Genomic DNA, 18624 nt, shown 5'->3' with positions numbered 1-18624 from the left:
CGGGTGAGAGGCCCCCTTCCGGGGGCACTCCCACGGGGATGAAAATCCGCCGCAACCACGATTCGGTCGGAAACATCAAGCCTTCCGCTGACGTCGGACGGCGCGCACAATGCCGTCCTGGTGTTGCCGACCGCGCATGTTCGAGCCTGCCGGTATCAGCCGGCGAGAACCTCGTCGAGCATGGCTTCAGCCTTGTCCTCATTGGTTCCCTCGGCGAGCGCGAGCTCGCTGACGAGAATCTGCCGCGCCTTGCTGAGCATGCGCTTCTCACCCGCGGAAAGACCGCGTTCACGATCACGCCGCCAGAGATCACGAACCACCTCGGCGACCTTGTTCACGTCACCCGAGGCGAGCTTCTCGAGATTGGCCTTGTACCGCCGGGACCAGTTGGTCGGCTCCTCCGTGTGCGGGGCGCGTAGCACCTCGAACACACGCTCCAGGCCGTCCTGACCGACGACGTCACGCACCCCGACCATGCCGACGTTGTCGGCTGGAACGCGGACAGTGAGGTCGCCCTGGGCGACCTTCAGCACGAGATAAAGTTTCTCTTCACCCTTGATGACGCGCGTTTCAATCGCATCAATCAGAGCAGCACCATGATGCGGGTAAACAACGGTCTCGCCGACTTGGAACGCCATGTGTCACGTGCCCCTTCCGCCTCTACCAGCGTAACACGCACGCATCGCCGCAGGTCAGACGCGCGCTGCTGGCCTGCCACTGGAAGGGGGCAGCCGTCGTGTTCCGGCCACCCTCCGAGGCCGGCAGGTACGGCACGCGACAGACCTGGCGCCGAGCCCGACCGGATCGGCGCAGGTCGGGGGCTATCAACGGGCGACGTGTCCGGTCTGGCGAAACAGATGGCGTTGCGGCGGAAGTTGTCCGGTTGTTGGCATCAAGAGCGTCGCGACACTACCGTCCCTACCCCGCTGGCCCCACATCGACCCGCCGAAGGTCCCCCGGAGCCGCCGTCCGCACCGGGCGTGTCGCGCCGGCTCGGCGGCCGCCTCCCGCCCCCGCCCGCCCGCCCGCTCGCGCTCGCCGTGCGACCGAAGACGGGGCGGCCGCCGCGGGGACCGAAGACCCTGTTTCCCAGGGCCCTGCGGCCTTTCTCCCCCGGACCTGTGGAATCCGGTCGGCCCGCCCCGAGGGTGCCGGGCCCATCCAGGCCCCCCTGTTCGGTGCGCGCAACTGGCCCGAGTCATGACGAAGCGGATCTTCCGGACATCCGATCACGCAGATGACATCCGGTTGCGCGAGACGACGGGGAAACGCCATGCTCGCGGTCGCTTACCCGCCCCAGGCCGGCTCCCTTCCGCCAGCTCCACCCGCCGACCTGGTCAGACAGCTGAACCCGCCTGGACCCGCCCCCCGAGGCCACGGCTCTCCCGCCCACACCCGCGCCGCGGCGAACGGGTCCGACCTGCGGGCGGGTTCGCATGGGCCGTTCGGATCTGTTGCCAGCCGTCCGATCGGTCCGAGATGTCGAGCCCAACACGCTAGGCCGCACATAGCGGGCGCGGATGGCTAGTCTTAGCCCCGCACCCGCGGCTCCGACCTGGGACGCGGGTGACCGGGTGCGCTCCCGGTGCGCCACGCGGCGATCCACCGACTGGACGTCGCGCCGGCGCGCACCGGTGCGCGCCGGCCGCTGCGGGCCCCCGCAACGGCCACCTGACCGGTCACGACCGATCGGCACCGACGCGCCAGGCGCGCCGGTCCCTGCGCAGGAGGAGCCACCGAGCCGTGAGCCGCCGTCTGGGTGCTCGTTCCGCGACGTCCACCATCCATGGGACGCCGCACGTCGAAGCCACCGAAACCGGTGGTCCGGGCCACGCCCCGGAAGTCGGCGGCGGCCCGAGAACCGCCCGCCGCGGTCGGGTCCGCGCGCGGGCCGCCCTGGCGACATCCGTCGCCGCGGCCGCCGTCGCCGCGGCCGCGCTGAGCGGATGCGCGTCCGGCACCGACGCCCTCACCAACTCCGCCCGCACCACGACCAACACGGTGAGCGGAGCCGTTGGGTCGGTCACCCTGCGAAATGTCTACGTCGCGGGCCCGGCGAACGAGGGCGGGTCGGCGCAGATCATCTCCGCCGTGTTCAACGGTGGAGCGGAGGAGGACAGCCTGATCGGGATTTCCTCCCCCGCCGCCAGTAGTGGCACGGCGCCCAAGCCCTCGATCATCCGTCCCGGTGCGGGCAACATCTACATCGCGAACGGCTCGGCGCCCACGCTGACCGGCCTGAACGAGACGCTGGCCATCGGCGACGAGGTGCCCGTCACCTTCACATTCGCGAAGGCGGGCAGCGTCACCCTCGACGTGCCGGTCGAGGCCCCGGCCCCCGGGGCGTCCGGTGGCCCGGTGGCCCCGACGGTGCCCGCGGAGACCTCGGCGTCCCCGTCCGGCACCGCCACGCCGTCCAGCGGCGCGCCAGCCGAAAGCGGCGCACCGGCGGTCGGCGGCACGACGACCGAGCCCGGCGCCCCCGCTGGCGCCCCCACCGCCCCGACGGCCTGACCCACCCGCGGCCGGGGCAGGTCGCCAGGTCGGGGCCAGGCAGGCTGCCGGGCCCCGACGACCATCCGCCCGCCGTCTTCCCTTGATCTGCACGAAGTGTGGCGGGTCAGTAAGTCCATGGACTTACTGACCCGCCACATTTCTGTGAGCGGGTCCCGTTTCGGCCGCCGGGCCGCGGTTCAGCCGCTGGGCCCGGCTTCGGGGATCAGGCCCGCGCTCTGGTGCCGAGCAGCTCCTCGGCGGTGCTCTGAGGGCTCCTCAGCAGTGCCCGGAGGTGGGAGCCCGCCCTGCTGGAGGTGGGAGCTCGCCCTGATTGTCGGACCTACCGGCTACGGTGGCCGCCATGTCGTCTACAGGTCCCGCGGCGCGGTCCGGTGCGGGCGCAGGGCGTGCCTCCTCGCGGGCGGGCGCGGGTTCCCGCAACCCCGCGGGTGGTTTCCGGTGCTCGGCCTGCGAGGCCGAGGCCGTTCGGTGGGCCGGCCGGTGCCCGCGTTGCCAGGCCTGGGGCACCCTCGATGCGCAGGCACCCGCCCCCCGCCGGGCCGGCGGGTTCTCGGGTGGGCTGGGTGGCACCGGTCGCATCGGTGCCGCGGCCCCAGTGACGGCGCCGGCCACCCCGGTCACGGCGGTCGACGTGACGACCGCCCGCTCGCGGCCCACCGGCATCGGTGAGCTTGATCGCGTGCTCGGCGGCGGGATCGTCCCCGGGGCGGTGATCCTGCTCGCCGGGGAGCCGGGTGTGGGCAAGTCGACCCTGCTGTTGGAGGTCGCCGCCCGCAGCGCGGCCACCGGGTCGCGCTCGCTCGTCATCACCGGGGAGGAGTCCGCCGCCCAGGTCCGCCTGCGCGCCGGGCGGACGGGCGCGCTGCATCCCGATCTCTGGCTGGCGGCCGAGACCGATCTTGGCGCGGTGCTCACCCATGTCGAGCAGGTCCAGCCGGCCCTGCTGGTCGTCGATTCGGTGCAGACCATCTCCTCCTCCGGCTTCGACGGGTCGGCCGGCGGGGTGACGCAGGTGCGCGAGGTCGCCGGCGCCCTGATCCGCACCGCCAAGGCGCTGGGCCTGGCGACCGTGCTGGTCGGCCACGTGACGAAGGAGGGCGCCGTGGCCGGGCCGCGGCTGCTCGAGCACCTGGTGGACGTCGTCGTGCACTTCGAGGGCGAACGGCACTCGACGCTCCGTCTCCTCCGGGCCGGCAAGAACCGCTACGGCCCGGCGGACGAGGTGGGCTGCTTCGAGATGCACGACTCGGGCATCCGCGAGGTCGCCGATCCCAGCGGGCTGTTCCTGTCACGGTCCGGCGGCGCCGGGCCGGCGGCCGTGCCCGGCACCTGCGTCACGGTGACGGTGGAGGGCCGGCGTCCGCTGGTCGCCGAGGTGCAGGCACTGGTGGCGGAGGCATCGGCGCAGGTGCCGCGCCGCGCGGTGTCGGGGCTGGACGCCGCCCGGGTGGCGATGATCCTCGCCGTCGTCGAGCGGCGGGCGCGGGTCCGGTTCGGCCGCGCGGACGTCTACACGGCGACGGTCGGCGGGGTTCGGCTCGCCGAGCCGGCGGCGGATCTGGCGGTGGCGCTGGCCACGGTGAGCGCCGCCCGCGACCGGCCGCTGCCGGGCGATCTGGTGGCGATCGGCGAGGTGGGCCTGGCGGGCGAGGTGCGTTCGGTGGGCGCGGTGCGTGCGCGGCTCGCCGCGGCGGCCCGATTGGGCTTCCGCCGGGCGCTCGTGCCGACCGGGTCCGGAGAGGCGCCGGAAGGGTTGACCGTCCAGGAAGTACCGGACCTTATCGCGGCCATTGCGCACATGTACGACGAATGAACCTGCTTTGGTGATTGCCGGATATGGTGAGGCCGCTGTGAGCCCACACTGATCCGCATGCGACTTACCGATACCATTACGGCGACGGGCACGACACGGTGGGGGCGTTCGACGCACAAGACGTCGAAGAACAACGAGGGAGCCTGATGGCAGGACCACCCGGGGATGACATCTTCCGGGCGACACTCGCCGCGGTCGCGCCCGGTACCCCGTTCCGTGACGGTCTCGAGCGCATCCTGCGTGGGCACACCGGAGCGCTCATAGTGCTCGGCCACGACAAGGTCGTCGAGGGCCTGTGCACCGGCGGATTCGAGCTCGACGTGGAGTTCTCGGCCACCCGCCTGCGCGAGCTGGCGAAGATGGACGGCGCGATCGTGCTCTCCTCCGACCTCGCGCGGATCGTACGGGCCGCCGTGCACCTCGTCCCGGATCCCACGGTTCCGACCGAGGAGTCCGGCACTCGGCACCGCACCGCGGAGCGGGTCGCGAAGCAGACCGGCTTCCCCGTGATCTCGGTCAGCCAGTCGATGCACATCATCGCCCTGTACGTGGCGGGGCGGCGGTACGTGCTCGACGGCGCCGCGGCCATCCTCTCCCGCGCCAACCAGGCGCTGGCCACGCTCGAACGCTACAAGCTGCGCCTCGACGAGGTCGCCGGCACCCTCTCGGCGCTGGAGATCGAGGATCTGGTCACCGTCCGTGACGCTATCTCGGTGAGCCAGCGGCTGGAGATGGTCCGGCGGATCGCCGACGAGATCGAGAGCTACGTCGTCGAGCTCGGGACGGACGGCCGGCTGCTGTCGCTGCAGCTCGAGGAGCTGATGGCCGGCGTCGAGACCGAGCGCGAGCTCACCGTGCGCGACTACCTGCCGGTCGGCTCGCGGGCGGGCAACGCCGCCCAGGTGCTCGCCGAGCTGTCCGCGATGTCACCGACGGACCTGCTCGACCTGACCGTCATCGCCCGGGTGATCGGCTTCTCCGGCGGGGCGGACATCCTCGACCGCCAGATCAGCCCGCGTGGCTACCGGATGCTGGCCAAGGTCCCGCGCCTGCCGCGGATGGTGGTGGACCGCCTCGTCGACCACTTCAGCACCCTGCAGAAGCTGCTCGCCGCCGGGGTCGACGACCTCCAGGCGGTTGACGGCGTCGGTGAGACCCGCGCCCGCGCGGTCCGTGAGGGGCTCTCCCGGCTCGCGGAGTCGAGCATCCTCGAACGCTACGTCTGAGAGCGCCGCGGTAGGCGGTGCGGTGGCGGGAGGCGGCCGCGGGCGGGCTGAGGGCCGGCGGTGGGCGGTGTGCCGAGGCTTGAGACGATTCCCGCGATGACATCCGTGCGAATGGCTGACGAGGTGCTGGAGTGGTTCGCGGTCTGTGCCCGCGACCTGCCCTGGCGGCGGCCCGAGACGACGCCGTGGGGCGTCCTCGTCAGCGAGATCATGTTGCAGCAGACGCCGGTCAACCGGGTCCTGCCGGTCTGGGCGGAGTGGCTCAGCCGCTGGCCGGCACCGGCCGACCTCGCCGCGGAGCCCTCCGGTGAGGCCGTGCGGGCGTGGGGGCGCCTCGGCTACCCTCGCCGGGCTCTGCGACTGCACCAGGCCGCCACCGCGATGCTGGAACGGCACGGCGGCGCCGTCCCGGACGAGCTTGACGACCTGCTGGCACTGCCCGGTGTCGGGAGCTACACGGCCAGGGCCGTGGCGGCGTTCGCCTTCCGGCAGCGCCACGCCGTGATCGACGTGAACGTCCGCCGCCTGGTCGCCCGGGCTGTCGAGGGGGTCGCCGAGGGGCCGACGTCGGTCTCCCGGCGCGACCTCGCGCTGGTCGCCGACCTGCTGCCAGCGGACCCGGAGACCGCGGCGCGGGCGAGCGCGGCGTTCATGGAGCTGGGCGCGCTGGTCTGCGTGGCCCGGGCGCCCCGCTGCGCCGCGTGCCCCGTCCGGGACAGGTGCGCGTGGCTGGCGGTCGGCAGCCCGCCCTCCGAGGGCCCGGCCCGGCGCCCGCAGGGCTACGCCGGGACCGACCGCCAGGTGCGCGGCCGCCTGCTGGCCGTGCTCCGGGAGGCGACCGGGCCGGTCGAGCAGGCCGACCTCGACGCGGTGTGGGACGAGCCCGTCCAGCGCGACCGGGCGCTCGCCGGGCTCCTCACGGACGGCCTGGTCAGCCGGACGGCGCCGGGCGTCTACGCCCTTCCACGCTGACGCCCTGTGCCTCCCGCCCGGACGCCGCGGCCCTCTTTGGCATCCCGCGGACCATTTCACGGCACTTCGGCAGCACGGAAGTGCCGTGAAATGGTCCGCCCCGAAATCAGGTCGGGCGCGGAGCGGGGGCCCGAAAGCGATATCCGATCCCGCGGATGCTCTCGATAAGCGGCGGATGAACGTCGATGAGGCCACGGGAAGTCACAACCGGGCGCGACGACACGCTGGGAGCGTCGGCGGAGTCGTGTCGCTGCGCGGCGCCGTCGGCCGCGCCGGAGATGGAATCCCCGAGGCGGCGGCGCAGGCGGCGCACGTGCACCGCCAGCGTGTTCGGGTCGGTGTCGGCCGAGCCCCAGACCTCGGTGAGCAGGGTCTCCCTGGTGACGACCCGCCCGGCGTGCCCAAGCAGCAGGTGCAGCAGCCGGAACTCCCGTGGCGGCATGTGGACGGCGCGGCCGTCCACGGTGACCTCGTGCGCGTCGACGTCGAGAACGACCGGCCCGGAGCGCAGCACGCTCGATGCCGCGGGGACCGTCAACGCGCCGGCCAACCCTGGCCGGCCCGGCCCGCCGGCGGCGAGGAGCCCGCCGATGCCGCCGACGTGCTCCGGCCCGGCGCCGAAGCCGCCGGCGCCCTCCGGGCCTCCGAACGAGCCGGCGCGGCCCGCGGCCGGCGTCATCCGGGTGCCTGAACCGCTCAGACCGCCCGGGGCGCCCAGACCGCCCGGGGCGCCCAGGCCGGCCGTGACGGCCGCCAGGCCGCCGACGGCACCGACCATCGCCAGCACCTCGTGCAGGCGGTACGGCTTGCCCACGCAGGCGCTCGCCCCGGCCTCGAGCGCCGCCGCGGCCTGTTCCCGGTCACCGGGGCCGACCGCGAACAGGATGGGCGTAGTGTCCCGGCCCGCCACGGAGCGGACCGTGCGGATCACGGTGACGCCGTCCACCACCGGCAGCCGTGCGCTGATCAGCACGGCCGACGGGTCGAGCCGACCGATCTCGACGAGGGCCTGGGCGCCGTCGGTGACGACGCTGACCTCCACGCCCCGGCCGCGCAATGCCGGTAGCAGTTCGTCGTTCGCCTCGTCGTCGGCGATGAGCAGCCAGGGCGAGGGCTGTCCGTGATCTGGCGCGGCGGGGGCGACCGCACCGTCGCCCCCGCCGCTGGCCGTCGGCCACACGTCGGGAGATCTCAGCCGAACCGCCCGGAGACGTAGTCCTCGGTGCGCTTCTCCTTCGGGTTGCTGAAGATCTGCGAGGTGCGGTCGCATTCCACCAGCCGTCCCGGGTCGCCGGTCTTCTCCAGGGAGAAGAAGGCCGTCGTCTCGCTCACGCGGGACGCCTGCTGCATGTTGTGCGTGACGATGACGATCGTGTAGCTGGACCGGAGCTTCTGGATCAGGTCCTCGATCGCGAGGGTGGAGATCGGGTCGAGCGCGGAGCACGGCTCGTCCATGAGCAGCACCTGCGGCTCGACGGCGATCGCGCGGGCGATGCACAGTCGCTGCTGCTGGCCTCCGGACAGCCCGGCGCCGGGCCGGTTGAGCCGGTCCTTGACCTCGTCCCACAGGTTGGCGCCGCGCAGCGACTCCTCGACCCGCTCGTCGAGCAGCGCCTTCTTGCGGACGCCGTTCAGCTTCAGCCCGGCGATGACGTTCTCGTAGATCGACATCGTGGGGAACGGGTTGGGCCGCTGGAAGACCATGCCGACGTTGCGGCGGACGTTCACCGGGTCGACCCCGGGTCCGTACAGGTCCTCCCCGTCGAGCAGGACCTTGCCCTCGACCCGGGCACCGGGGAGGACCTCGTGCATCCGGTTGAGCGTCCGCAGGACGGTCGACTTCCCGCAGCCGGACGGGCCGATGAAGGCCGTCACGGTCTTGGGCTCGATCGTCAGGTTCACGTCGGCTACGGCCTTGAACTTCCCGTAGTAGGCGGTCAGCCCGGAGATGTCGATACGGGTGGCCATTGCTACCTCGACTCAGGTGTTTGTGCGGTCGGTCGGTTCGTGGAAGAAGGCAGTACCCGGACTGCCGACTGGCGCCCTGGGCGGACGACGACGGCCACCACGGGCTACTTGATCGTCGCCCGGCGCGCCACGAGCCGAGCGAGCAGATTGAGCAGCATGATGATGATAATCAACGTGAGCGCCGCGGCCCAGGCTCTGTCGATCGCGACCTGCTGCGGCTGTCCGGCCTGTGAGTAGATGTACAGCGGAAGGGCCGACTGCTCACCGGAGAACGGGTTGAAGTTGATCGAGTTCGCGCCGAAGACGGTCAACAGCAGCGGCGCCGTCTCGCCGGCGACCCGGGCGACGGCCAGCATGACGCCGGTGACGATTCCCGGCAGCGCGGTCGGGAGCACCACCTTCAGAATCGTCCGCCACCGGGCGACACCGAGCGCATAGCTCGCCTCGCGCAGCTCGTCGGGAACGAGTTTCAGCATCTCCTCGGCGGAACGCACGACCACCGGAATCATGAGAATCGTCAGGGCGAGGGCACCGGCGAAACCCGAAAAGCTCTGTCCCAGCGCGAGAATCCAGAAGCCCAGCACGAACAGACCGGCGATGATCGACGGGAGGCCGGTCAGGACGTCCACGAAGAAGCTGATCACGCGGCTGATCCGGCCGGTTCCGTACTCGACCAGGTAGATGGCGACCAGCAGCCCGAACGGCACCGCCATGACGCTCGCCAGCCCGACCTGCTCGAGGGTCCCGATGATCGCGTGGTAGACGCCGCCGCCGGCCTCCCGGGCATTGATGCTGCGCATCGAATGCGTGAGGAAGTTCCCGTCCAGCCGCTTCGCGCCCCGGCTCACGACGCTCACGACGATCGCGAGAAGCGGGATGAGCGCGAGAAGGAACGAGCCGAACACCGCCGAGGTGACGAGTCGGTCCCGCGCCCGCCGTGACCCCTCCACGACGACCGACGCGACCGTCTGCCCGATCCCGAACAGGATCAGCGCGATCAGGACGAACTGGATCCGGCTGTGGATGGACGTCACCAGGTAGAGCAGGAGGGTCAGCACGACCGCTCCCACCGCTATGGCGCCGAGCACCGGCCGGCTCAGCGTCTGCCCACGCAGGTTCAGCGATCCGCCGCTTACCGGGGCCGGCGGTGCCGTCGTCGCGGTGCTCATGCGGCGCGCCCCGAGAACTCGCGACGCCGCGCGATGACGGCTCGAGCAATCATGTTGACCACCATCGTGACGACGAAGAGAACGAGACCGGACGCGATGAGAGCGCCCTTTCCGATGTCGTTTGCCTCACCGAAGCCGTTCGCCACATTCGCGGCGATCGTGTTTCCGGCGGGAGTGAGGATCTTCCAGGAGATGTCGAAGGAGGCGGGCAGGACGAGGGCCACCGCGATCGTCTCGCCCATAGCCCGGCCGAGGCCCAGCATGGAAGCGCTGATCACACCCGGCTTGCCGTAGGGAATGACCGCAGTCCGGATCATCTCCCAGCGGGTTGCGCCGAGCGCCAGAGCGGCCTCACGATGCGTGATGGGAACCTGGGAGAAGACCTCCCGGGAAATCGCCGCCACGATCGGGAGAATCATGATTGCCAGCACCACGCTGGCCAGGAACATCGACCGGCCGACCGTGCCCGCACCGGTGTCGAAAAGCGGGATCCAACCGAAGTAGTCGGCCAGCCAGGACTGCGTCCCGTTGAAGTGCGGAGCGAGGACGATCAGGCCCCAGAGACCGTAGACGACGCTCGGCACGGCCGCGAGCAGGTCGACGATGAAACCGAGCCCGGAGGCCAGCCGACGAGGCGCGTAGATAGTGATGAAAAGCGCGATTCCGACCGCGACCGGAACCGCGATGATCAGTGCCCCCACGGCGGAGACCAGAGTTCCGAACAGGAGGGCTGCGACACCGAAGACGGGCGGGTCGGCGTTGGCCCGCCATTCCTCCGTGGTGAGGAAGTTCCCGGTGTTCGCGCTCAGGGCGTCGGTGGCCCGCAGCACCAGGAAGATCGCGATCAGCGCGATGAGCACGAGCAGGCTGACGCCCGCCGTCCTGGTCAGGTTCTTGAACACGACGTCGGCCAGGCCGACCTTCGGCTTGGCGTCCGCCGGCGGTGTGATGTCCGGTGGCACGAGTTCCGGCGGCGTTGTGCCCGGCGGTGTCGCGCCCGGCGGTGTCGCGCCCGCCGCTGTGATGTCCGTCGACGTGGTGCTCGTCGGCGCGGCCTCCGCCGCTGGTGCGGTGGCCGCCTCCGGGGTGGTCGGTGAACCGGTCCCCCGAGACCCGGCGTCGGCCGGGCTACCCGGCTCAGTCGTCATCCGTACCTACCTCGACTCTTCCTCCCTCAGGGGGCGGCCGGCGCGGCTGCCGGTCGGATCGACCGGCAGCCGCGGCGGCCGCCCGGAAAACCAGGTTCCGCGGCCGGGGCGACGGTGCCCCGGCCGCGGAAGGACATGCTGGTCAGCCCGTCAGGCCAGCCTTTTCCGTCAGGCGATCTTGGCGATGACGCCGCGGACCTTCGTGGCGATCTCGTCCGGCAGCGGGGCGTAGCCGAGGTCACCGATCGCGGCCTGGCCGTCCGCGGACGCGATGTAGGTCAGGAAGCTCTTGAGGAGCGGAGCCTGGTCGGCGGGAGTGCCGGCGGTGCAGACGATCTCGTAGGTGGCCAGGTAGATCGGGTAGGCACCCTTGGTCGCCGTGGTGTAGTCGAAGGTGAGCTTGAGGTCGTCGCCGTCGGCGACCTTGGCGGAGCTGATGCCGATCGAGGCGGCGTCGGTGCTCGCCGCGATGAACTCGTCGGAGGCGTTGCCGACCAGCGCGGTCGGCAGGCTGGCGTTCTCCGCGTAGGAGAGCTCGACGTAGCCGATCGCGTTCGGGGTGGACTTGACGGTCGAGGTCACACCGTCACTGCCCTTGGCGCCCTGGCCACCCGGCGCGGTCCAGTCGGAGCCGCCCTCGAAGGTCCAGTCGGACGCCGCGGCGCCCTTGAGGAACTTGGTGAAGTTGTCCGTCGTGCCCGAGCCGTCCGAGCGGTGGACCGCCTGGATGGGAGCGTCCGGCAGGCTGACGCCGGAGTTGTCGGCGGCGATCGCCGGGTCGTTCCACTTGGTGATCGCACCGGAGAAGATCTTCGCGATGGCCGACGGGCTGAGGTTCAGCTTGTCGACACCGTCAAGATTGTAGATGAGCGAGATGGGCCCGACGACCATCGGGATGTCGACGGCCGCGCCGCCGGTGCAGCGGGCGTCCGCCGCGGTCTTCTGGGCATCCTTCAGTGCGGAGTCGGACCCCGCGAAGGTGACCTGCTTGTCGATGAACTGCTGGCGTCCCGTCGACGAGCCGGAGCCCTGGTAGTTGATGGTGGCGCCGTCACAGGCGTCCTGGTAGGCCGAGACCCACTCGTCCATCGCGTTCTTCTGCGCGGAGGACCCCGACCCGGTGATCGACCCCTTGGCGCAGTCGATCGCGCCGGCGGAGGCCGTGGGCGCGGTCCCGTCCGCGGTGTCGGTGTTGTCGTCCGAGCCACACGCGGCCAGAGAGAGCAGCGCCGCGGCGGCGAGGCCCGCGACGATCTGACGCTTGCCTAGGTTCACTAGCAATCCTTCGTCCATCTGGTTCGCGCCTCGCGGCGCGGATCTGGTCCCGCCCCCCGGATCGGGGTGCCGGCGAGAATCGAAGCGATGCCGAGTGAACGAAGGGTGAACATCGACGGACATGAACCGCACTCAAACAGGAACACATCTCGGCCATGGGTTTCGACACCAGTCGACAACCCACACACGACCCATTTAGCTACCTTCAGTAGTTACACGCTACACACATAGACACCGTGACCGGCGGTGGAACGGAGTCGTGAGCGCATGCGACAGGTTGCCGTCATCGGTCCGGGCGAGGCGACACCGGAGCAGGAAACCGACGCCGAGCGCCTGGGCGCAGGCCTGGCGAGGCTGGGGCTGACCGTCGTGACCGGCGGCCTCGGCGGCGTGATGGCCGCGGCCTCGCGGGGCGCCCGGGCAGCCGGTGGGCGGACCCTGGGCCTGCTTCCAGGCAACGATCCGGCCACGGCCAACCCGTGGATCGACGTCGTCGTTCCCACCGGTCTCGGGGAGGCACGGAACGTGCTCGTGGTCCGTTCCGCCGCCGCGGTGGTGGCCGTCGGACACGGCTGGGGCACGCTGTCCGAGGTCGCCCTGGCGTTGCGGACGGGCGTCCCCGTCGTGAGCCTGCGAAGCTGGGCGCCGACGCCGCCGGCGGGCGACCCGAGACACCGCGATCAACCGACGTCGGTCCAGGTGGCCACCGGCGTAACGGACGCGCTCGCGCGGGTCCAGGCTGTTCTCGAAGCCGCCGTGCCCTGAGCGGGCCTGCCGCGCCGCGGATCGCGTGATCTCTCGCGTGACGTCTCGTCGGCAGGCCGGCGTGGATCCCCGTGGCGGCCCGCCGACGAGACCACCCCCAGACACAAGGTCGCGCACACCGCTTACAAGACACTGCGAACGCGCCATTTCGGACTTCCGATTACGCATACGAACCGGACTTTCGTCCCGCGTCACCAGACGTCCAACTCTGACCAGAGATCGTCCCTTGCCTTCCCGGCCAGCCGGCCGTTTGCTATAAAGCAAACAAGCGGTAGCTGACAGCATTGCCTCATAACCGCAGAGTCAGGAGGTGGTTCAGGCTCGGCCCGAACGCACGTCACGGCGACGACGACGCCCCTCCGGTCTCATCCGGGCTCGCCAGGGAACCACCCGGAACTCCCGCGAGCTCGGCGACGGCGCTGCCAGCCGTCGCCATCGCGTCGCCGATCGTTCATGTCGAGTTCGGTCGCCGGTCACCGCAAGCACCGGGTGTCGCCGACCGCGCTCCGCCCGCCGAACAGGCCCGGCCGGCACCGGCTGTCCGACGGAACCCCCAGCTCCACCGGTCAGCCCGACAGCCGGGACCAGGTCCCGCCGGCGGGACCAACTCGCGCTGAACACACCTGTCTCCGATCCCGCCCGCGACACCGAAGTCGGTGGACCGCCAGCAACAGGAAGGCAGCATGCACGATGAACACCGTCGACACCGGTGAACTCATGCCGGAACCCAGACCCGTATCCGGAGGTCCACCGCCGTCGCTGGCGGAAGTCGTCACAGTCCGGAACGGGTTACTGGTGGAGCACGAGCTGGTCCTCGCCCCCGGCGCGACGGCGGCCGACCTGACCAGCGCCATGATCCTGGTCCCGCCCGCCGCCGCCCTCGTCAGCCACCACGGTGACGTGGACCTCTCCCTCATCTTCCGCGAGGTCCCACGCCCGGATTCCGAGGACGCCGTCGCGCACCACTGAGCCGTCCGCCGAGCCGTCCGCCGTCCGGCCGCGGACGGACGGCTCACCAGCGGACGGCTCACCAGCGGACAGCGCGGCAGAGGTGTCGCCGGCACGCTGTCCCGGCCGGGGCCCGCCGCATTCCGCGAGCGGTGGGTGTCCCCTTCCCATCGGCCGGTGACTCGCTGGTGACCCACCCACCCACCCGGCCCCGGCCGCGCACACCGGGGCCGGGCGGGCCGGGTCCGGTGCGGCCCGTCTCGGGGGGCGGGCCGTTTCGGAGCCGGGGCCGGAACCGGGGCCCCGTACGCGTCCGCGGGGCCCGTGGCGGTCACCTGGGTGGGCCGCGTCCGCCGGCCCGTCGTACCGAACCAATATCGTGGACGACGTGGCTGTTCTCACCCCCCGCTCCACCGACTTCCCGCGTTGGTACCAGGACGTGCTCGACAAGGCCGAGCTCGCCGACAACGGGCCCGTGCGCGGCACAATGGTCATCCGGCCGTACGGCTACGCGCTGTGGGAACGGATGCAGGCCGACGTCGACACCCGGATCAAGGCCGCGGGCGCGGTGAACGCCTACTTCCCATTGTTCATCCCGGAGAGCTACCTGCGCCGGGAGGCCGAGCATGTCGAGGGGTTCAGCCCCGAGCTGGCCGTCGTCACCCACGGTGGCGGCAAGGAGCTGGCCGAACCGGTCGTCGTCCGTCCCACCAGCGAGACGGTGATCGGCGAGTACATGGCCAAGTGGACGCAGAGCTACCGGGATCTGCCGCTGCTGCTGAACCAGTGGGCGAACGTCGTCCGCTGGGAGCTGCGCCCGCGGCTGTTCCTGCGCACCAGCGAGTTCCTGTGGCAGGAGGGGCACACCGCCCATGCGGACGCCGCGGACGCCGCCGCCTATGCCCGCCGGATCGCGCTCGAGGTGTACCGGGAGTTCATGACCTCGGTGCTCGCGCTGCCGGTGTTCGTCGGGGCGAAGACCCGCAAGGAGCGCTTCGCCGGCGCGATCAACACGATGACCTGCGAAGGCATGATGGGTGACGGCAAGGCGCTGCAGATGGCGACGAGCCACGAGCTCGGCCAGAACTTCGCCCGCGCCTTCGACATCGACTTCCTCGGGCCGGACGGCGGCCGCCACCTGGCGTGGACGACCTCCTGGGGCAGCTCCACCCGCATGATCGGTGGCCTGATCATGGCTCACGGCGACGACAACGGCCTGCGGGTGCCGCCCGTGCTCGCGCCCACCCAGGTAGTGGTGCTCCCGGTCCGCGACGACGACGCCGTGGTCACGAAGGCCCGCGAGATCACCGACGCGCTCACCGCACTCGGCGTCCGGGCCAGGCTGGACGCCCGCCCCGGTCTGTCGTTCGGCCGCCGGGTCACCGACGCCGAGCTCAAGGGCATCCCCGTCCGGGTCGAGGTCGGGCCGCGCGACCTGGCCGCCGGCAACGTCACGCTGGCCCGCCGGGACACCGCCGAGAAGTTCCCGGTGCCGCTCGGTGAAGCCGCCGGCCGTGTCCCCGTCCTGCTCGACGAGGTGCAAGCGAGCCTGTACGCACAGGCCCTGGCGCTGCGCGACGAGCGCACCTCGGACGTCACCTCGCTGACCGAGGCGGTCGAGGCCGCCGCGACGGGCTTCGCCCGGCTGCCCTGGCGCCTGGTAGGTGAGGACGGCGAGGCACGGCTCGCCGAGGACTCGCTGACCGTCCGCTGCCTGCAGACGCCGGACGGCGCCCTGCCGACCGCGGACACCAGGGACGAGGATCTCGTCTGCCTCGTGGCCCGCGCCTACTGACACGGGCACGGCTGGTCCGGTGGCCACCGGACCAGCCGGCGCAGATCCCAGCCGGCGCCAGCCAAACGAGGGCCGGCCGAACGAGGGCCGACGGGCCATTCCCGCTTTTCCGGCGCACCGGCCCGACGGGCCTTAGCGGTGGAAACCGCGAGTAGGTGCCCCGGTAACTGGCGCAGCCATTCTTGACATCGCGGACGGAAACATCGAAAAGCGATGGAAGTCCATTTCCGGACGGCGCCGCCCGCCGTCGGACGCTCGCTGACGTGCGGCGGACGGCCACGTGGAGATCCATGGAGATCCATGGATCTCCGGTCCGGCCGGGCCGGGTCTACTCCACTGTCAAACGGTTGACTCCGAATTTGGCGTAAGTAGGATTACGACACGAAATACGACGTGGCGGTCAGGACGCGATCGAGACGTGTCAGGCTCCACCGGGCCGCCCGCTCGGCCCGCCCGCCCCGGCACGCGTCGGAGAAAAGAGGTCGAGATGCGAACCGGGAGCGAAGCGGCGGGCACAACCCGTGGCGGGCGGCGTTCCGGTGTGCACCTCGGAACTCTCACCGTGACGACGAGCGAGTCATCAAAGATGATCGACATCAACGAGGAGCGGCTGTGAAGCGGTTACTGATCGACGGGAAGCTTGTCGAGACCGAGCGGACGGTCGACTCGATCAACCCCTCGACCGGCGAAGTCATCGGCCAGGCCGCGGACGCGACGGTCGAAGAGACCACCGCCGCGGTCAAGGCCGCCCGTAAGGCCTTCGACACCACCGACTGGTCGACCAACGTCGCGTTCCGCGTCCAGTGCCTCAACCAGCTCCACGACGTCCTCGTCAAGCACAAAGAAGAACTCCGCGAACTCACCATCGCCGAGGTCGGCCACCCCCGCATGATCACCGACGGGCCCGCCCTCGGCGACCCGATCAACCTCGTCAAGTACTACGCCGACCTCACCGCCGGCTACCAGTTCACCCAGGACCTCGGCACCGTCGAATCCCGCGGCGCCCAGCACCACCGCTGGATCGAACGCGAACCCGCCGGCGTCGTCTCCGCGATCGTCGCCTACAACTACCCCACCCAGCTCGCCCTCGCGAAACTCGCCCCCGCCCTGGCCGCCGGCTGCACCGTCATCCTCAAAGGCGCCCCCGACACCCCCCTGCTCGCCCTCGCCCTCGGCGAACTCATCGCCAACGAGACCGACATCCCCGCCGGCGTCGTCAACGTCATCACCTCCATCGACATCGACGCCGCCGAAGTCCTCACCGGCCACCCCGACGTCGACCTGATCACCTTCACCGGGTCCACCGCCGTCGGCCGACGCATCATGGAAGTCGCCAGCAAGACCGTCAAAAAAGTCTTCCTCGAACTCGGCGGGAAATCCGCCCTCGTCATCCTCGACGACGCCAACCACGACCTCGCCGCCATGATGGCCGCGTTCACCATCTGCTCCCACTCCGGGCAGGGCTGCGCCATCACCAGCCGCCTCGTCGTCCCCCGCGCCCAACACGACGCCATCGTCGAGAAGGTCGCCGCCATGCTCGGCCAGATCAAAGTCGGGAACCCCACCGAACCCGACACCTACATGGGCCCGCTCATCAGCGAGAAGCAACGCGACAAGGTCGACGGCATCGTCCAACGCGCCATCGCCGCCGGCGCCACCCTCGTCACCGGCGGCGAAAAGATCAACCCCGGGTTCTTCTACGCCCCCACCCTGCTCGCAGGCGTCGACCCCGACAGCGAGATCGCCCAGGAAGAAATCTTCGGCCCCGTCCTCGCCGTCATCCCCCACGACGGCGACGACGACGCCGTGAACATCGCCAACAACTCCATCTTCGGCCTCTCCGGATCCGTCCTCAGCGCCGACACCGACCGCGCCCTCGCCGTCGCCCGCCGCATCCGCAGCGGCACCATCAGCGTCAACGGCGGCAGCTGGTACGCCCCCGACGCCCCCTTCGGCGGCTACAAGCAGTCCGGCATCGGCCGCGAAAGCGGCACCCCCGGCCTCGAGGAATTCCTCGAGATCAAAACCATCGCCACCCCGGCCGCGTCCTGACCCTGCCCGCCTCCGATCAACCCCGACCGTGGCGGTCGGGTGAATCCCACCGGACTCACCCGACCGCCACAGCCGTCTACGCGACGGCCCGCACCGGACGGCCGGGTGCCGGATCGCTGTTGCGGTGACCGCGGGCCGGGTCAGGCGCGGGTCTGCTGGCGGCCGCGCTGGGTGACATCGGTGCGCCGGGCGGCGACGTGGCTGGTTCCGGGCCGCCACATCTCGGCCATGAGCCCCTCGGCCAGGTGCGCCTCGTCGAGGGTCGCCGTGTTCGCCAGCTGCCGGTAGTGCAGCAGCAGCCGGCGAACGCTCTGCCCGTCGTTGCTCACGATGTCGCCGGCCAGCCGCCGCGCGCACCCCAGCAGCTCGTCGTGCGGCACGACGTGGTTGACCAGGCCGAGCCGCAGCGCCTCCGCCGCGGTCAGGAAGTTGCCGGTCAACGACATCTCGACGGCCCGGCGCAGCCCGATCGACCGCGCCAGCAGGACGGTGGCCCCGCCGCCCGGCATGATCCCGAGCCGGGCATGGGTGTCGGCGAACAGGGCGCGCTCCGAGGCCACCAGGAACGTGCACTGCAGGGCCAGCTCGAGGCCTCCCGTCACGGCCACGCCGTTGACGGCTCCGATGACCGGCTTGTCGATGACGGGCAGGAACCGGAACAGCCCGTTGTCGTACCGCTCGGGCCCCTCCCCCGGCCCGCGCGGGACGGCGGAGGGCGGCACCTCGCCCGAGACCTCCTTGAGATCGACCCCGGCGCAGAACGCGGGATCGGCGCCGGTCAGGATCACCGCGTCGACGCCGGGATCATCCCCGGCCGCGGCGACGGCGTCCCACAGCGCGTGCGTGAGCGCCCGGCTGAGCGCGTTGCGCGCGGCGGGCCGGTTGAGCGTCACTGTCGTGACGCGGTCCGCGGTCTCGACTACGACGACGGGCTCGCTCTCGCCCACCACCGACACCCCGCTTCCATAGGTCATGG

At 71.1% G+C, this 18624-nt stretch carries 16 protein-coding genes; 9 read left to right on the top strand and 7 right to left on the bottom strand.

Annotation, left to right across the window (positions count from 1 at the left end; translation table 11 throughout):
* Positions 1 to 155 precede the first annotated feature (155 nt).
* A complete protein-coding gene (locus FRANEAN1_RS01770; protein WP_006545253.1) occupies positions 156 to 638 on the bottom strand; it encodes a CarD family transcriptional regulator in 483 nt (160 codons plus the stop codon).
* Positions 639 to 1743: 1105 nt separating this feature from the next.
* Here FRANEAN1_RS01770 and FRANEAN1_RS01765 point away from each other — a divergent pair.
* From FRANEAN1_RS01765 to FRANEAN1_RS01750, 4 genes are all read left to right on the top strand, one after another.
* Positions 1744 to 2514, top strand: coding sequence for a hypothetical protein (locus FRANEAN1_RS01765; protein WP_012157803.1), 771 nt, complete (start codon positions 1744 to 1746; stop codon positions 2512 to 2514).
* 343 nt (positions 2515 to 2857) lie between these two features.
* Entirely contained in the window at positions 2858 to 4330 is a 1473-nt protein-coding gene (gene radA / locus FRANEAN1_RS01760; protein ID WP_012157802.1) for a DNA repair protein RadA, read from the top strand.
* 146 nt (positions 4331 to 4476) lie between these two features.
* Positions 4477 to 5556 (top strand): DNA integrity scanning diadenylate cyclase DisA, encoded by a 1080-nt coding sequence (gene disA / locus FRANEAN1_RS01755; protein WP_012157801.1) that lies wholly within the window; start codon positions 4477 to 4479, stop codon positions 5554 to 5556.
* A 96-nt stretch (positions 5557 to 5652) separates the two neighbouring features.
* Positions 5653 to 6528, top strand: a complete 876-nt coding sequence (locus FRANEAN1_RS01750) for an A/G-specific adenine glycosylase (protein WP_347176944.1) — start codon at positions 5653 to 5655, stop codon at positions 6526 to 6528.
* A gap of 106 nt (positions 6529 to 6634) precedes the next feature.
* On the opposite strand, the gene FRANEAN1_RS01745 is transcribed toward FRANEAN1_RS01750, so the two are convergent.
* The 5 genes from FRANEAN1_RS01745 to pstS form a co-directional block, all read right to left on the bottom strand.
* The gene (locus FRANEAN1_RS01745) at positions 6635 to 7708 is read right to left on the bottom strand and encodes a response regulator transcription factor (RefSeq protein ID WP_012157799.1); all 1074 of its coding nucleotides are present in this window, start codon (positions 7706 to 7708) and stop codon (positions 6635 to 6637) included.
* 11 nt (positions 7709 to 7719) lie between these two features.
* Positions 7720 to 8496 carry a phosphate ABC transporter ATP-binding protein PstB gene (pstB, locus tag FRANEAN1_RS01740; protein WP_012157798.1) on the bottom strand — a complete coding sequence of 259 codons (777 nt, stop codon included), beginning with the start codon at positions 8494 to 8496 and terminating at the stop codon, positions 7720 to 7722.
* 104 nt (positions 8497 to 8600) lie between these two features.
* Positions 8601 to 9665 carry a phosphate ABC transporter permease PstA gene (gene pstA / locus FRANEAN1_RS01735; protein WP_012157797.1) on the bottom strand — a complete coding sequence of 355 codons (1065 nt, stop codon included), beginning with the start codon at positions 9663 to 9665 and terminating at the stop codon, positions 8601 to 8603.
* The gene (gene pstC, locus FRANEAN1_RS01730) at positions 9662 to 10813 is read right to left on the bottom strand and encodes a phosphate ABC transporter permease subunit PstC (protein WP_012157796.1); all 1152 of its coding nucleotides are present in this window, start codon (positions 10811 to 10813) and stop codon (positions 9662 to 9664) included. The genes pstA and pstC overlap by 4 nt, the downstream gene beginning before the upstream one ends.
* A 168-nt stretch (positions 10814 to 10981) precedes the next feature.
* On the bottom strand, positions 10982 to 12088 hold the full coding sequence (gene pstS / locus FRANEAN1_RS01725; protein ID WP_041253601.1) for a phosphate ABC transporter substrate-binding protein PstS: 1107 nt from the start codon (positions 12086 to 12088) through the stop codon (positions 10982 to 10984).
* A 267-nt stretch (positions 12089 to 12355) separates the two neighbouring features.
* Between pstS and FRANEAN1_RS01720 the strand changes: the two genes are divergently transcribed.
* From FRANEAN1_RS01720 to FRANEAN1_RS01705, 5 genes are all read left to right on the top strand, one after another.
* Complete coding sequence (locus FRANEAN1_RS01720; RefSeq protein WP_012157794.1) at positions 12356 to 12853, top strand: TIGR00725 family protein; 498 nt, start codon at positions 12356 to 12358, stop codon at positions 12851 to 12853.
* 795 nt (positions 12854 to 13648) lie between these two features.
* Positions 13649 to 13822 (top strand): hypothetical protein, encoded by a 174-nt coding sequence (locus FRANEAN1_RS42885; protein ID WP_347176943.1) that lies wholly within the window; start codon positions 13649 to 13651, stop codon positions 13820 to 13822.
* 367 nt (positions 13823 to 14189) lie between these two features.
* Complete coding sequence (gene proS, locus FRANEAN1_RS01710; protein WP_041255281.1) at positions 14190 to 15596, top strand: proline--tRNA ligase; 1407 nt, start codon at positions 14190 to 14192, stop codon at positions 15594 to 15596.
* Between the two features lie 487 nt (positions 15597 to 16083).
* On the top strand, positions 16084 to 16212 hold the full coding sequence (locus FRANEAN1_RS42880; protein ID WP_275078511.1) for a hypothetical protein: 129 nt from the start codon (positions 16084 to 16086) through the stop codon (positions 16210 to 16212).
* Positions 16209 to 17648, top strand: coding sequence for an aldehyde dehydrogenase family protein (locus FRANEAN1_RS01705; RefSeq protein ID WP_012157789.1), 1440 nt, complete (start codon positions 16209 to 16211; stop codon positions 17646 to 17648). The genes FRANEAN1_RS42880 and FRANEAN1_RS01705 overlap by 4 nt, the downstream gene beginning before the upstream one ends.
* Positions 17649 to 17788: 140 nt before the next feature.
* Here FRANEAN1_RS01705 and FRANEAN1_RS01700 read toward each other — a convergent pair whose 3' ends face one another.
* Positions 17789 to 18622 (bottom strand): enoyl-CoA hydratase, encoded by an 834-nt coding sequence (locus tag FRANEAN1_RS01700; protein WP_012157788.1) that lies wholly within the window; start codon positions 18620 to 18622, stop codon positions 17789 to 17791.
* Positions 18623 to 18624: the final 2 nt, after the last annotated feature.

The sequence above is a fragment of the Parafrankia sp. EAN1pec genome (assembly GCF_000018005.1).
Classification (GTDB): domain Bacteria; phylum Actinomycetota; class Actinomycetes; order Frankiales; family Frankiaceae; genus Parafrankia; species Parafrankia soli.
This window is presented reverse-complemented; position numbering and strand designations above follow the sequence as displayed.